This is a genomic window from Pseudidiomarina salinarum (genome assembly GCF_000753715.1).
GTDB lineage: Bacteria > Pseudomonadota > Gammaproteobacteria > Enterobacterales > Alteromonadaceae > Pseudidiomarina > Pseudidiomarina salinarum.
In genome coordinates this window covers 186,505-199,830 of sequence record NZ_JPER01000001.1, presented here as the reverse complement: position 1 = coordinate 199,830, position 13,326 = coordinate 186,505, and the positions used below count along the sequence as shown (strand labels likewise).

Sequence of the window (13,326 nt, the reverse complement as noted above, 5' to 3'; positions counted from 1 at the left end):
ATGGATAATGTCAGATTAGATAAATGGCTGTGGGCGGCGCGTTTTTTCAAAACGCGGAGTCTGGCGCGGCAAGTTGTGCAGGCCGGTAAAGTTCAGGTTGATGCACAGAAAGCCAAACCTGCCAAAACCATCACCGTGGGTCAGCAGATAAAGCTGCCGCGCGGCTATGATGTGATGGATGTTGAGGTGCTGGAATTGAGCGAGCAGCGCCGCGGTGCGCCCGAGGCGGAGAAGTTGTACCGCGAAACCGAAGAATCGGCCGAGCGCCGCGCAAAAGCCGCCGAGCTGCGCAAAATGAACGCCCTGCTAAGCCCCCATCCAGACCACAAACCCGACAAGCGCGAACGCCGCCAATTGATGAAGTTTAAAGACCAGGATTAACGTGTAGTGTAGCCCGTGGTTCTACCACGGGAAAAACCCGCCATTACACACATCGTTTATATCATCAGGCGTGCCCCGTGGTAGAACCACGGGCTACATGGGGATCGCGTATACCGTCCGGTATGCCCCGTGGTAGAACCACGGGCTACATCGGTGCGCGCGGGTTACTTTTTCTTGATGTAGCGCATGAGGCGTTTGCGCTTGCGGACCTGGGAGTCGCTGAGCTTGTTTTTGCGGCCGGCGAAGGGGTTTTCGGCGTCGCGGAATTCGACTTTGATGGGCGTGCCCATGATGCCGAGTGCTTTGCGGAAGAAGTTGATCAGGTAGCGCTGGTACGAGCCGGGCAGGCGCGTGACCTGGTTGCCGTGGATGATGATGCGCGGCGGGTTATAACCACCGGCGTGGGCGTATTTCAGCTTCACGCGACGGCCACTGACCAGCGGCGGCTGATGCTCATCGGCTGCCATTTCCAGAATCTGGGTCAGCTTCGAGGTATTGATCCGCTGTGTAGCGCTCTCGTAAGCTTCCCGCACTGAATCAAACAGATTGCCGACGCCGGTACCATGCAGTGCCGAGATAAAGTGCAACCGGGCAAAATCCACAAAGCCCAGGCGGCGATCCAGCTCGCGCTTGATTTCATCGCGATGATCAGGCGACAAGCCATCCCACTTATTCACCGCGATCACAATCGAGCGGCCGGCGTTTAGCGCAAAGCCAATCAGGTTCAGATCCTGGTCGGAAATCGTCTCGCGCGCATCGACGATACACAACACCACGTTGGCATCTTCAATCGCCTGCAGGGTTTTGATCACCGAGAACTTCTCAACGGTTTCATCAATCTTGCCGCGGCGACGAACGCCGGCGGTGTCGATCAGAATATACTGGTGGCCATCGCGTTCCATCGGAATATAGATTGAATCGCGCGTGGTGCCTGGCATGTCAAACACCACCACCCGCTCCTCGCCGAGGATACGGTTAGTCAGTGTTGACTTACCTACGTTGGGGCGACCGACAATAGCCAGTTTCAGCGGCAGGGATTCGTAGTCGATCTCATCGTGGGCGAGATCTTCAGAAACGGCTTGCTCCGCGTCTGCAACAAGCAATTCGGGGTAGTCATCCAGCAGCGGCCGAAAGCATTTATCCAGCAGTTGCTCAACACCGCGGCCATGGGCAGCGGCAATACCGTACACATCGCCCAGGCCCATTTCAAAGAAATCGGACTGCGCCACTTCGGCATCGATGCCGTCGATTTTATTGGCGACCACGTAGGTTTTCTTATCGACCTTACGCAGGTATTCAGCCAGCGCGCTGTCGGCTACAGTGATGCCGTCGCGGGCATCGACCATAAACAGCACCACATCGGCTTCGTCGATGGCGCGCAAAGACTGCCCGGCCATCGCCGCGTCCACGCCTTCTTCGTCGCCGTGAATACCAGCGGTGTCGATAACAATAAACTGATAGCCGTCGTAGTTGGCCTGACCGTATTTACGATCCCGGGTTAAGCCGGGAAAGTCAGCGACCAGAGCATCCCGGGTACGGGTAAGCCGGTTGAACAGGGTTGATTTGCCCACATTGGGGCGGCCGACCAGGGCCACAACGGGTAACATAACTGATTAAATCCTTACCGCGAGTAAACTGCCGTCGCGTAGTTGTACATAGAGTGTATCGCCCGCCACAATTGGCGCCACGTACACAGAATTGCCGACTTCAAGCCGGCCGGCCATTTCGCCGGTATTCGCGTTCAGAAAATGCAGGTAACCAAAGGCATCACCAACCACCACGTAGTTACCAAAGCGCACCGGCCCGGTAACCTGACGGCCGGTCAGATCGTTATTGCTCCAGATCTCGACGCCATTGTCGCTGTCCAGTGAATACACGCTGTCATAGGTGTCGGTCAGAAATAACCGGTTGACGCTCAGATCAAAGTTATTAAACGAAGCGTACTCGCGCTGCCACATAATGCGGCCACTGGTGAGCTCAACCGCTGCCACCTGACCATTGTAAGCAATACTGTATACCGCGTTGCCACGCACCAGCGGCTGCACGTCGGCATCCACCAGACGCTGCAGTTCGGTCGCGCCCTGGGGTATGGCCAATGGCGCTACCCAGGCTTGCTGGCCATTGTTCAGTACCGCCACGGTTAATTTACCGGTCGCTGTACCAAAAATAGCGCCACCTGAAGCGATAGTCGGTGCTGAGGTGCCACGCAGGCTGAGTGCCGGTACTTCGGTCGACATCTCCCATTGCTGCTCGCCGCTGTCTTCCAGCAGGCCAATCAGCTTACCAGCGCTGGTATTCACCACCACGTAGCCTTCGCCAACAGCCGGGTCAGCCAATACTTCGCCACCAATTTCGGTGCGCCAGATAAGGCTGCCATCAGCCATGCTCAGCGCCACGACTTCGCCGTTTTCGGTACCGAAAAACAGGCGGCCATCGTTGGCAACCAGACCGCCGGAAATACGCGCGGTATCGCCCGGCATCAGCCAGCCGCCGGCATCGCCGCCAGTCAGATCACGCACGTCAACGCGCCACAAGTTGGCGCCATCAGCACGGTTAAAGGCCTTTACCACGCCACGACGGTCAGCCGCGACAATCACGTCGCCAACCACAACCGGGTTCAGCCGCGAGAAATATTCGCCCACGCCCTTGCCCACTGAGCCTTCCCAGACCACAGACGGCGACACTGTCGCATCAAATGGCTGCAGCTCGTTATAGGTGATTTCGTCATCACCGAAAATCGAGCAGCCGCTTGCGAGCAGGGCTGCCAGCGCCAGGGCGCTATATTTTACGCCGGTAGTGAAGAAAATATTACTAAAGCTCATGATTCCGCCGGAATGCTGTTGAGTTTGATTTCAGCCAGTGGCGCGTTGTTGTCGCTGGCATCCAGTGCTGCCTGATAGGCAGTACGGGCACCGGCGTGATCGCCCTGGGCTAAGAGAATATCGCCACGCAGCTCGGCTACCATAGCCGCAAAACCTTCTTCGGTGATGTTGGCAATGGCACTCAGCGCCGCGTCGTGCTGATCCTGCGCCAGTAATACCCGCGCCTGACGCACATCGGCTATAGCTTTAAGCTCAGCGCTGCCATTATCACGCACTATTTGTAAGGCGGTGACGGCAGTGGCCGGCTCACCGGCTACCACCGCCTGCTTTGCCAGTTCAAAGGCGAGCAGATGCGCGTACACATCACCGCTGTTGTTCTGGATGAAGTTTTGCGCGTCCACCTGAGCCTGTTCGCCGCCGGCTTCCAGTTGCGCAACAATCACTTCAAATTGCTCTGAGGCCGCTTCTTTCTGCGCCATGGTATGGGCATCGTAATAGCGCCAGCCGTAGAACAGGCCAAAACCGATCACCAGACCGGCGATAATGCCTTTGCCGTGCTCGTGCCAGAAATCCTTGATCCGCTGAATTTGTTGGTCTTCAGTATCCACGCGCTTAATCCTCTGTTAAAAATCGTTAGTCAAGCAACCCGGCCAGTTCAGCCAGGTCGGTAAAATTCTTGTCTTCGTCCCGCTTACGCAGATGCTTATACTGATATTCCAGCCGGCCGTTTACATCACAGTCAACAATCAGGGCATAAGTGGCGCCCGATTTATCCGCTTTCATCAGTTTTTTCTTCAGATTCTGTGTGCCTGAGTGCAGCATCACCTTCAACCCGGGATGCTTATCACGAACTTTTTCGGCAACAGCCGGCAGTTTTAGTTCCGCCCGCTCATCGCCTGCCATCAGATACAGATCCACCGCCGTTACCGACGGAATGCGATCCTGGCTTTCCAGTAGCAATACCAGCCGCTCAATGCCCATAGCAAAACCAACCGCCGGGGTGGCTTTACCGCCAAGCTGCTCCACCAGACCATCGTAACGGCCGCCGGCACAAACCGTGCCCTGGGCGCCGAGTTCTGTGGTCACCCACTCAAACACAGTGCGGTTGTAATAGTCCAGCCCGCGCACCAGCTTCTCGTTCAGCACGCACTTCACGCCAGCTGCTGCCAGGCGTTCGGTCAAGCCTTCAAAGTGGGCCCGAGATTCTTCATCCCAGTAATCCGACAGCCGCGGTGCATCCACCAGCAGCGCCTGGGTTTCCGGCGACTTGCTGTCAAGAATACGCAACACGTTGCTGTCTAACCGGCGTTTGGAGTCTTCATCCAGTGCCTCTTCGTGCTGCCGCAGGTAATCCCGCAGCGCATCACGATAGCGGCCGCGTGCTTCGTTGGACGCCAGCGAGTTGATCTGCAATTCGAGCTGCTCGGCAATGCCAAATTCCTGCCACAGGCGGGCCGACAGCAGAATCACTTCAGCGTCGATTTCCGGGCCGTCCATGCCAAAGGCTTCAATACCGAACTGATGGAACTGACGATAGCGGCCTTTCTGCGGACGCTCGTGGCGGAACATGGGACCCATGTACCACAACCGCGGCGTCTGATTATACAGCAGGCCGTGTTCATTGCCGGCGCGCACACAGCTGGCGGTGCCTTCGGGACGCAGCGTCAGACTGTCGCCGTTGCGGTCATCAAAGGTGTACATTTCTTTTTCGACGATATCCGTGACTTCGCCAATCGAACGCTTGAACAGCTCAGTGCTTTCCAGCACCGGCATCCGGATTTCCTGGTAGCTGTACTGCGCCGCGACCTTACGGATCACGCCTTCAACATACTGCCACGCGGGGCTTTGCCCGGGCAGGATGTCGTTCATTCCACGAATTGCCTGAATCGTTTTTGCCACAGTAATTACATCTACTATTTTTGGTTTGTCACAACCGGGTTAAAAATCGGGACTAGTATAGCGCAGCTTTAGCTTTGCTTCACCGGAATCTGCTCGGCTTCAAGCCGTTTGACCTTGGCGCGGATATGCCGCTCAAGCTGATCAACTAAGTTGGTATTATCAAGGCGCTCTTTCTGGCGCTCGCCATCAAGATAGAAGCCACTTTTGCCTTTGGCGCCGGCCAGACCGATTTGCGATATCAATGCCTCGCCCGGGCCGTTGACCACGCAACCAATAATGGACACATCCATTGGCACTACTACGTCTTCAAGACGCTGCTCGAGGGCATTAACGGTAGCAATCACATCGAACTCCTGGCGCGAGCAGCTGGGGCAGGCAATAAAGTTAATGCCGCGGCTGCGAATGCGAAGGGACTTTAAGATATCAAAACCGACCTTCACTTCTTCAACGGGATCCGCGGCCAGCGACACCCTCAGGGTATCGCCGATGCCGTCCGCCAGCAGCATGCCCAGGCCGATGGCTGACTTCACCGAGCCACTGCGCAGGCCACCGGCTTCGGTGATGCCAAGGTGCAGCGGCTGGTCAATCTGTTTGGCCAGCAAGCGGTAGGATTCCACCGCCAGAAACACGTCCGAAGCTTTCACACTGACTTTGAAGTCATGGAAGTTCAGGCGATCCAGAATATCCACATGCCGCATAGCGGATTCCACCAGCGCCGCTGGCGTAGGTTCGCCGTATTTTTCCTGCAGGTCTTTTTCCAGCGAGCCGCCGTTCACACCGATGCGGATCGGAATGCCGCGATCACGGGCTGCGTCCACCACCTGGCGGATGCGTTGTTCGTTGCCGATGTTGCCCGGATTAATGCGCAGGCAATCGACGCCGTATTCGGCCACTTTCAGGGCGATACGGTAGTCAAAGTGAATATCCGCAACCAGCGGCACCGGGCTTTGTTGTTTGATTAATTTAAAGGCTTCAGCAGCATCCATGGTGGGCACGGATACGCGCACGATATCGGCACCAGCGTCGGCAATGGCTCTGATTTGCTTAACGGTCGCATCCACATCGCAGGTTTCGGTGTTCGTCATCGACTGCACGGCAATAGGCGCGCCATCGCCAATGGGCACGTTACCGACATAGATACGGCGTGACGGACGGCGTTTTATTGGTGATTCATGCATGGGGTACGACTCACTTTATTGCTGCTTTAATGCTTTAATTCAGGGTAAGGGTGACCGAGCGATTACGACGGTAGGCGCTAAGATCAATTTCTTCGCCCTGATAGGTTAGTTCAACTGCTTCTGGTTTACACAGAATGATATCAAATGGTGGCTGTCCCGTCAGCGGCATGTGGTAGCCAGCCTGCTTTACGCCGATGGCAATGTCTTCGCCGGTGGCGTCAGTGACCTTGATCCAGCAGGAGTCGCTGAAGGTCAGCGCCAGGCTGGCTTCGTCCACATCGGTTAAGCCGGCTTCGACTGCCGGATCATCGGTGGCGCTGACATCGGCCGGAGTCGAACCCGGAATATCGGCTGAGGGGACCGGCGTGGGTGAAATGATCACCGGCTCGGGCACCACTTCGGCGGTGGATACATCAGCGGCCGACACCTCAGATTCGGGTATCCGCTCAACACCGACGGGCGTGTAGCCCGTGGTTCCACCACGGGTTTCCGGTAACGTTACCGAATCATCGCTTCTGTCGGTGATTTCGATACGGTTTCGGGTTTCCCCCGTGGTAGAACCACGGGCTACGTCACTTTGCGGGCTGCCCGAGCCAAAGATTGAATCCATGCTGAAATCACTATCCTGCCACCACCAGATCACGGCCAGTGCCAGTACGATGGCGATAATCAGGTAGCTGAACCATTTCAGCCGGCTATCCTCGCGGTCTAAGACCTGGCGCTTGGAAAAGCTCTGCATGCTCAGGTTAGGCTTAGTACTGGCCCCGTAACCCATTTGTTCGTACGCATGCAGTACTTCGGCCAGGTCCGCTTCAACGGCTTTCGCGAACGAGCGCAGATACCCCCGGACAAAAGCCGGCGCGGCCAGCTTCTCGTATTCGTCGGCCTCGATCATATCGATGATCGTAAACCGCAGGCGCAGGCTATCGGCCACCTGCTGTGTCGTCAGACCTTTTTCCTCACGCGCCGCACGCAGCAATTGACCCGGGGTCGTCCCGGTATATTTTGGTTTTGCGTCCTGCTCTTGTTCCGCGTCCTGCGGTGTAAAAAGGTCTTTATCTGCTGTCATCGGCTTACCGTAAGGTTAAAACTCATGAATTTTTCAGGAATCGCTGCGCTTGCTCTGACTGGGGGAAACGCGACATCAACAGTTCACCATAAGTCAGCGCTTTTGCTTGATTTCCAAGCGCCCGGGCCAGTTGTATTTCCAGCCACAGGTACTGCGGTGTGAACTGCGGCAATTGGGCTCGCTGTGCTAACACCCGCTGCGCATCAATATAGCGTTGCTGGCGTAACAATAACCCAGCGTAGCTCTCAAGAATAGTGCTATTTTGCGGGTCATGATTGATTGCCAGCTGGTAATATCTGTTGGCTGCGTCAAAGTCGCCCTGCCGCATCGCACAGGTCGCGGCATTCTGCCAGGTACTTGCCACTTTCACATATTCTGGCTGCTCAACGGCTTTGTGAAAGTATTCCAGCGCGTCTTTAAACTTGCCCTGCGAACACAGCAACACCGCCAGATTGTTCAGGGTATCGCCATCGTTCGGATTTAGTTTGATAGCGCTGCGGTAATATTGTTCCGCCCGCTCGTAATCTTTTACATTCTGATAGTAATACGCCAGGCCGGTATGCACCGCCGGATCATTGGGCGCATAGTCGCGGGCGCGCTCCAAGTTGGCCTTAGCCAGCCGGTAGTTTTGACTGCGAAGATACTGAAGCCCCAGCGCTAAGCGTGACTTGGCAGCTTCCTGCGGATTGAATTTCGGAGCTGGTTCCGACTCGCCGTCGACGGTGCGCTGATTCACACAACCGGTCAATAATACGCTGGTTGCTAGTAGGGTCAGTAATAATGAACGCATGCCCGGCTCCTGTAAAACATCATGTAGCTATCTGATCGTACTTACTGATAGTACCGCAGCCTGACGAATTAAACAGCCTTTACGTCAATACCGCTGCCGCCGCGGCTGGCCTGCTGCTTTTTAAGGATACGCTTAGTACGATCCACTACATCGCCAACCAGCTGACCACAGGCGGCATCAATATCATCGCCACGGGTTTTGCGTACCATCACTATAAAGCCCTTTTCTATCAGAACTTTAGCAAAGCGGTCAATACGCGAGTTGCTGGAACGGCCGTAATCTGAACCAGGAAAGGGATTAAATGGGATCAGGTTGATCTTGCACGGAGTATCTTTCAGGGTCTCAGCCAGCGCATGGGCCTGATCGGTGGAATCATTCACGTGATCCAACATCACGTACTCGATCGTCACCTTGTTCTGCGCATGGGAGACTTCAACATAGCGGCGGCTGGCCGCCAGCAGTTCACTGATCGGATACTTCTTGTTAATAGGGACGATTTCGTTACGCAGTTCGTCATCTGGTGCGTGCAGTGAAATCGCCAGGGCAACATCAATCTGGTCACGCAGTTTTTCTAAAGCCGGTACCACGCCAGAAGTACTCAGGGTAACGCGACGCTTGGACAAGCCAAAGGCGTTATCGTCCATCATGAGTTCCATCGCCGGTACCACGTTGGCAACGTTCAGCAAAGGTTCACCCATGCCCATCATCACCACGTTGGTTACTGCTTTAACACCGGTATCACCGACTGCGCCCAGCAGTTTATTCACCCGCCATACCTGGCCGATGATTTCCGCCACCCGCAGGTTGCGGTTAAAGCCCTGCTGACCGGTCGAACAAAACGTACATTCAAGGGCGCAACCCACCTGCGAAGACACGCAGAGGGTGGCGCGATCTTTTTCCGGGATCCAGACGGCTTCGACGTCCTGGGCATCAAATAAGGTCAGCGAAAATTTGATGGTGCCATCGGCAGACTGCTGCTGTTCGCGCACTTCTGGTGCGCGAATCTCAGCGATCTGCTTCAGCTTTTCCCGTAAGCCTTTATTCAGGTTGGTCATCTGATCGAAATCGTCGACACAATAGTGATACACCCACTTCATCACCTGGTCGGCACGAAAGGGTTTTTCCCCAAGCTCGTTAAAGAAATCGCGCATACCCTGGCGATTCAGGTCGAGCAGGTTCACTTTTTTGTCAATTGAATTCATTCAGTTCCACCTAAAAAGACGTTTATTAGCGGGTGCGCGAGCAGATTTCTTCGTCAGCGAAGAAGTAAGCAATTTCGCGGGCCGCAGATTCTACAGAATCAGAGCCGTGTACCGCATTTTCGTCGATAGTTTCAGCATAGTCTGCACGCAGCGTTCCTGCCAGCGCATCAGCCGGGTTGGTCGCGCCCATGATGTCACGGTGCTTACGTACTGCGTTTTCTGCTTCCAGAGCCTGAACCATAACAGGGCCTGAAGTCATGAAATCAACCAGGGCACGGAAGAACGGACGCTCTGAGTGTTCAGCGTAGAAACCTTCAGCCTGTTCAGTGCTCAGGTGCATCATTTTCGCTGCGACAATACGGAAGCCCGCAGTTTCAAAGCGGTTGTAGATAGCGCCGATCAGGTTTTTGCCAACCGCGTCAGGTTTGATAATTGATAAAGTACGTTCTAAGGCCATTTTTGGTCTCCGTTGTATAGATTCGGCATAGGTTTGAGTCGCGCGGATTATACGCAAAACAGGCTCTGATGTACACTGGTCTACACTGATGGACAGGCGTTAGCTCCCATGTCATCATATGGATGTTTAGACGTCTATTCACTCAGACGGATCACTCAAACGGAGTAACATCGAATGACCCAAAAAATTACCCTTGCCGGCGGCTGCTTCTGGTGCATTGAAGGCGCCTTTAAGCAGGTGCGCGGTGTGCTGAAAGCCGAGTCCGGCTATGCCGGCGGCCATAAAGAAAACCCGACCTATGAAGATGTCTGCAAAGGCGAAACCGGCCATGCCGAAGTAGTGCAGCTGACTTATGACCCGCAGGCCATCAGCATCCGTGAGATTTACGAGATCTTCTTCGCCCTGCATGACCCGACCCAGCTTAACCGCCAGGGCAATGACGTCGGCACCCAGTACCGCTCAGCGATTTTCTACCATACCGACGAGCAACGTCAGCAGGCCTACGACATCATCGCTGATATGCAGGCAGACAAAACCTGGGCCAATGAAATTGTGACTGAAGTCGAGCCCCTGGAAAAATTCTGGCCGGCCGAGGACTACCACGAAAACTACATCGAGCGGAATCCGGAAAACGCCTACTGCCAGGCCGTAGTGTCACCCAAACTGGCAAAATTCCGGCGAACTTTCGCTGATCGTCTAGAATAAATAGGGACACTCAGCAAAAAACGGAGGAATTAATGTCTTTGAAGCTTGTCCGACTTTCTGGTTTGATCGCTTCAGCAGTGATAGGCACCGCCCTCACAACAGGTTCAGCTGTAGCTAATGAATGGCATCTGGCTTACGCCCATTCTGAAGATGATGTGCGCGGCTTGCGCGCTGGCTACCGCTGGACTGATTTACCTTACCGTATGCCCGACTGGCTGGGCCGACCTGAGTTGCAGGTCGAAACCAGCCTCAACTACTGGCAGTACAATGCGGATCACAGTGAAAATCTGGCGGCAGTGACGCTAAGTCCGCTATTGCAATGGCAGTTTACTGAAGGTTCGGAACCGATATTTTTTGAGTTTGGTGTGGGGGCTGCGCTCATGGATGATACAGCCATAGCGGATCGGGATTTATCCACCCATTTTCAGTTTGAAGACCGCCTGGCGGTAAGCTGGCAGTACAACCAGGAAACTGATGCCCGGGTAAGCCTCACCCTGTCACACTATTCCAATCTGGATTTTGAGCACCCCAACGATGGCCTGGATTTTATCAGCCTGCGCTGGGAGCGCCCGTTCTGATTAGTGGTTTTCACTTACCATATTGATGGTGTATTTGGGTATTTCGACTACCAGGTCTTCATCTTTGATGTGAGCCTGACAGCCAAGACGTGAGTCAGGCTCAAGTCCCCAGGCTTTATCTAACATGTCGTCTTCACATTCACTGCTTTCATCCAGCGACTCGAAGCCTTCGCGGATCACCACGTGGCAGGTGGTACAGGCACAGGACTTCTCACAGGCATGCTCGATGCCGATACCGTTTTTCAGCGCCACATCCAGTACGGTTTCGCCGGTTTTAGCTTCAATTGCGGCGCCTTCCGGGCACAGCTCTGGATGGGGCAGAAATATAATCTTGGGCATTCGTTATCTCCGTCTGTTTATAGCTGATCGACGCGTTGACCCGACAAGGCCTTGCGAATCGATTTGTCCATGCGCCGGGCGGCAAATTCATCGCTGGCCGCATCGACCTTTTTGATGGCCGCTTCAATGGCGTCCGTATCAGTGCCTGCCCGCGCTTTGCGCAGTTCGGCCATGGCCGCATCCAGTCGCGCGCGCTCGTCTTTATCGAGCAGTTCGCCGTCGACCGCCAGGGCGCTGCTTAGGGCTTCAATCACCCGATCCGCTTCTACCTGCTGCTCGCGTAACATGCGCGCCGCCATATCGCCCTTGGCGTGGCTCATCGAGGCGCTAATCATTTTGGTAATATCTTCATCGGCCAGGCCATAAGATGGCTTGACCTGAATAGAGGCGCTGACGCCACTGGATTTTTCCATAGCGGTCACGCTCAGCAGGCCATCGGCATCAACCTGGAAGGTTACGCGGATATGCGCGGCACCAGCTGCCATCGGCGGAATATCCGTCAGCACAAAGCGCGCCAGTGAGCGACAATCGTCAACCAGCTCGCGTTCGCCCTGCACCACGTGGATCATCATCGCGCTCTGGCCGTCTTTAAAGGTGGTAAATTCCTGCGCTTTGGCTACCGGTATGGTGGTGTTGCGCTCAATAACTTTCTCCACCAGGCCGCCCATGGTCTCCAGCCCCAGCGACAGCGGGATCACGTCCAGCAGCAGCATGTCGGAATCCGGCTTATTGCCGGCCAGCACATCGGCCTGAATGGCGGCGCCAACGGCAACCACCTGATCCGGGTCAATCGAGGTTAACGGCTCACGGCCAAAAAATTCGCCTACTGTCGCGCGCACTTTCGGCACCCGGGTAGAGCCACCGACCATGACCACTTGCTGCACTTCATCAGCCGTTACGCCGGCGTCTTTTAACGCGCGCCGACAGTTGCTCAGGGTTTTGCGGATAAGCGGCTCAATCAGGCCATTAAACTCATCAAGAGTAAGTGCATACTTACGCTCAGTGCCTTCTAGATCAATGGTAATGGTATAAGTGGAAGCAGTACTCAGGGCTTCTTTGGCCTGCTTCGCGGCATTAATCAAATCGCGCTCAAGCCGCGCTGCTACCTGCTCCGGCAACTGCCATTCCTGCTTCAGCCGGTTGACAATCAGCTGGTCAAAATCATCGCCGCCCAAGGCACTGTCGCCGCCGGTGGCCAGCACTTCGAATACGCCGCCCTGCAGTCGCAGTAATGAAATATCAAAGGTGCCGCCGCCCAGATCGTACACCGCGATCAGGCCTTCCTGGCCGGAATCCAGGCCATAGGCAACCGCCGCTGCGGTCGGCTCGTTCAGCAGCCGCAATACATTGAGCCCGGCCAGCTGCGCCGCATCTTTGGTGCTCTGGCGCTGGGCGTCATCAAAATAGGCCGGCACGGTAATCACCACGCCGGTCAGCTCGCCACCTAAGGCCGCTTCAGCGCGCACCGCCAGGGTGCGCAGGATATCAGCTGATACTTCCACCGCGTTTTTATCGCCGGCAGCCGTTTCAAATACCGGCACGCCGTTTTCGGTTTCGCTCAGTTTATAAGGCAGGTTATGAAAGTTGCGCTGTACATCGGCGATGGTGCGGCCGATAAAGCGTTTGACTGAGACGATGGTGTTTTCGGTTTCCACCGAGGCATCGCTATGTTTGGCCAGGGCTTCGTGGCCGGTCAGGATCTCGTCTGCGCCGTAATAGACTACCGACGGCAGTATAGCGCGGCCATCTTCATCGGGCAGCACCTGCGGCTCGCCGCTGCGTACGGTGGCAACCAGCGAGTTAGTAGTGCCCAGATCAATACCCGCCGCCAGGCGATGTTCATGGGGGGCAGTGCTTTGCCCGGGTTCAGCTATTTGCAATAACGCCATAATATTAAATCCGTTGT

The 13,326-nt window shown here is 55.4% G+C and carries 14 protein-coding genes; 3 read left to right on the top strand and 11 right to left on the bottom strand.

Going from position 1 to position 13,326, the window contains the following annotated elements; genetic code table 11:
- A complete protein-coding gene (locus IDSA_RS00935) occupies positions 1-381 on the top strand; it encodes an RNA-binding S4 domain-containing protein (protein ID WP_034773602.1) in 381 nt (126 codons plus the stop codon).
- A 164-nt stretch (positions 382-545) separates the two neighbouring features.
- Here IDSA_RS00935 and der read toward each other — a convergent pair whose 3' ends face one another.
- The 9 genes from der to ndk all read right to left on the bottom strand — a co-directional run bounded on the left by der (position 546) and on the right by ndk (position 9,798).
- Positions 546-1,988, bottom strand: a complete 1,443-nt coding sequence (gene der, locus IDSA_RS00930; protein ID WP_034773600.1) for a ribosome biogenesis GTPase Der — start codon at positions 1,986-1,988, stop codon at positions 546-548.
- Positions 1,989-1,994: 6 nt separating this feature from the next.
- Positions 1,995-3,203 carry an outer membrane protein assembly factor BamB gene (gene bamB / locus IDSA_RS00925; protein WP_051985974.1) on the bottom strand — a complete coding sequence of 403 codons (1,209 nt, stop codon included), beginning with the start codon at positions 3,201-3,203 and terminating at the stop codon, positions 1,995-1,997.
- Positions 3,200-3,811, bottom strand: a complete 612-nt coding sequence (locus IDSA_RS00920) for a YfgM family protein (RefSeq protein ID WP_051985973.1) — start codon at positions 3,809-3,811, stop codon at positions 3,200-3,202. Before IDSA_RS00920 ends, bamB begins: the two co-directional genes overlap by 4 nt.
- Before the next feature lie 25 nt (positions 3,812-3,836).
- Positions 3,837-5,102: a histidine--tRNA ligase gene (gene hisS / locus IDSA_RS00915; protein ID WP_051985972.1), complete on the bottom strand. Its 1,266-nt coding sequence runs from the start codon at positions 5,100-5,102 to the stop codon at positions 3,837-3,839.
- A 68-nt stretch (positions 5,103-5,170) separates the two neighbouring features.
- Complete coding sequence (gene ispG / locus IDSA_RS00910) at positions 5,171-6,280, bottom strand: flavodoxin-dependent (E)-4-hydroxy-3-methylbut-2-enyl-diphosphate synthase (RefSeq protein ID WP_034773596.1); 1,110 nt, start codon at positions 6,278-6,280, stop codon at positions 5,171-5,173.
- A 34-nt stretch (positions 6,281-6,314) separates the two neighbouring features.
- Positions 6,315-7,349, bottom strand: coding sequence for a RodZ domain-containing protein (locus IDSA_RS00905; protein ID WP_034773594.1), 1,035 nt, complete (start codon positions 7,347-7,349; stop codon positions 6,315-6,317).
- A 22-nt stretch (positions 7,350-7,371) separates the two neighbouring features.
- Positions 7,372-8,139 carry a type IV pilus biogenesis/stability protein PilW gene (gene pilW, locus IDSA_RS00900; RefSeq protein ID WP_034773591.1) on the bottom strand — a complete coding sequence of 256 codons (768 nt, stop codon included), beginning with the start codon at positions 8,137-8,139 and terminating at the stop codon, positions 7,372-7,374.
- 68 nt (positions 8,140-8,207) lie between these two features.
- Positions 8,208-9,341: a dual-specificity RNA methyltransferase RlmN gene (gene rlmN / locus IDSA_RS00895; RefSeq protein WP_034773589.1), complete on the bottom strand. Its 1,134-nt coding sequence runs from the start codon at positions 9,339-9,341 to the stop codon at positions 8,208-8,210.
- 25 nt (positions 9,342-9,366) lie between these two features.
- Positions 9,367-9,798 (bottom strand): nucleoside-diphosphate kinase, encoded by a 432-nt coding sequence (ndk, locus tag IDSA_RS00890; RefSeq protein WP_034773586.1) that lies wholly within the window; start codon positions 9,796-9,798, stop codon positions 9,367-9,369.
- Positions 9,799-9,972: 174 nt separating this feature from the next.
- On the opposite strand from ndk, the gene msrA reads away from it, so the two are divergent.
- Complete coding sequence (gene msrA / locus IDSA_RS00885; RefSeq protein WP_034773583.1) at positions 9,973-10,503, top strand: peptide-methionine (S)-S-oxide reductase MsrA; 531 nt, start codon at positions 9,973-9,975, stop codon at positions 10,501-10,503.
- 32 nt (positions 10,504-10,535) lie between these two features.
- Positions 10,536-11,081, top strand: coding sequence for an acyloxyacyl hydrolase (locus tag IDSA_RS00880; protein ID WP_034773581.1), 546 nt, complete (start codon positions 10,536-10,538; stop codon positions 11,079-11,081).
- On the opposite strand, the gene fdx is transcribed toward IDSA_RS00880, so the two are convergent.
- Together fdx and hscA are read right to left on the bottom strand one after the other, a co-directional pair.
- Positions 11,082-11,420, bottom strand: coding sequence for an ISC system 2Fe-2S type ferredoxin (fdx, locus tag IDSA_RS00875; RefSeq protein ID WP_034773580.1), 339 nt, complete (start codon positions 11,418-11,420; stop codon positions 11,082-11,084).
- Positions 11,421-11,437: 17 nt separating this feature from the next.
- The gene (gene hscA, locus IDSA_RS00870) at positions 11,438-13,309 is read right to left on the bottom strand and encodes a Fe-S protein assembly chaperone HscA (RefSeq protein ID WP_034773579.1); all 1,872 of its coding nucleotides are present in this window, start codon (positions 13,307-13,309) and stop codon (positions 11,438-11,440) included.
- Positions 13,310-13,326: the final 17 nt, after the last annotated feature.

What these genes read in the sequence shown, in the direction of transcription:
- IDSA_RS00935 (WP_034773602.1), top strand. Translation starts at nt 1, where the DNA reads ATGGATAATGTCAGATTAGATAAATGGCTGTGGGCGGCGCGTTTTTTC.
- der (WP_034773600.1), bottom strand. Translation starts at nt 1,988, where the DNA reads ATGTTACCCGTTGTGGCCCTGGTCGGCCGCCCCAATGTGGGCAAATCA.
- bamB (WP_051985974.1), bottom strand. Translation starts at nt 3,203, where the DNA reads ATGAGCTTTAGTAATATTTTCTTCACTACCGGCGTAAAATATAGCGCC.
- ispG (WP_034773596.1), bottom strand. Translation starts at nt 6,280, where the DNA reads ATGCATGAATCACCAATAAAACGCCGTCCGTCACGCCGTATCTATGTC.
- IDSA_RS00905 (WP_034773594.1), bottom strand. Translation starts at nt 7,349, where the DNA reads ATGACAGCAGATAAAGACCTTTTTACACCGCAGGACGCGGAACAAGAG.
- pilW (WP_034773591.1), bottom strand. Translation starts at nt 8,139, where the DNA reads ATGCGTTCATTATTACTGACCCTACTAGCAACCAGCGTATTATTGACC.
- rlmN (WP_034773589.1), bottom strand. Translation starts at nt 9,341, where the DNA reads ATGAATTCAATTGACAAAAAAGTGAACCTGCTCGACCTGAATCGCCAG.
- ndk (WP_034773586.1), bottom strand. Translation starts at nt 9,798, where the DNA reads ATGGCCTTAGAACGTACTTTATCAATTATCAAACCTGACGCGGTTGGC.
- msrA (WP_034773583.1), top strand. Translation starts at nt 9,973, where the DNA reads ATGACCCAAAAAATTACCCTTGCCGGCGGCTGCTTCTGGTGCATTGAA.
- IDSA_RS00880 (WP_034773581.1), top strand. Translation starts at nt 10,536, where the DNA reads ATGTCTTTGAAGCTTGTCCGACTTTCTGGTTTGATCGCTTCAGCAGTG.
- fdx (WP_034773580.1), bottom strand. Translation starts at nt 11,420, where the DNA reads ATGCCCAAGATTATATTTCTGCCCCATCCAGAGCTGTGCCCGGAAGGC.
- hscA (WP_034773579.1), bottom strand. Translation starts at nt 13,309, where the DNA reads ATGGCGTTATTGCAAATAGCTGAACCCGGGCAAAGCACTGCCCCCCAT.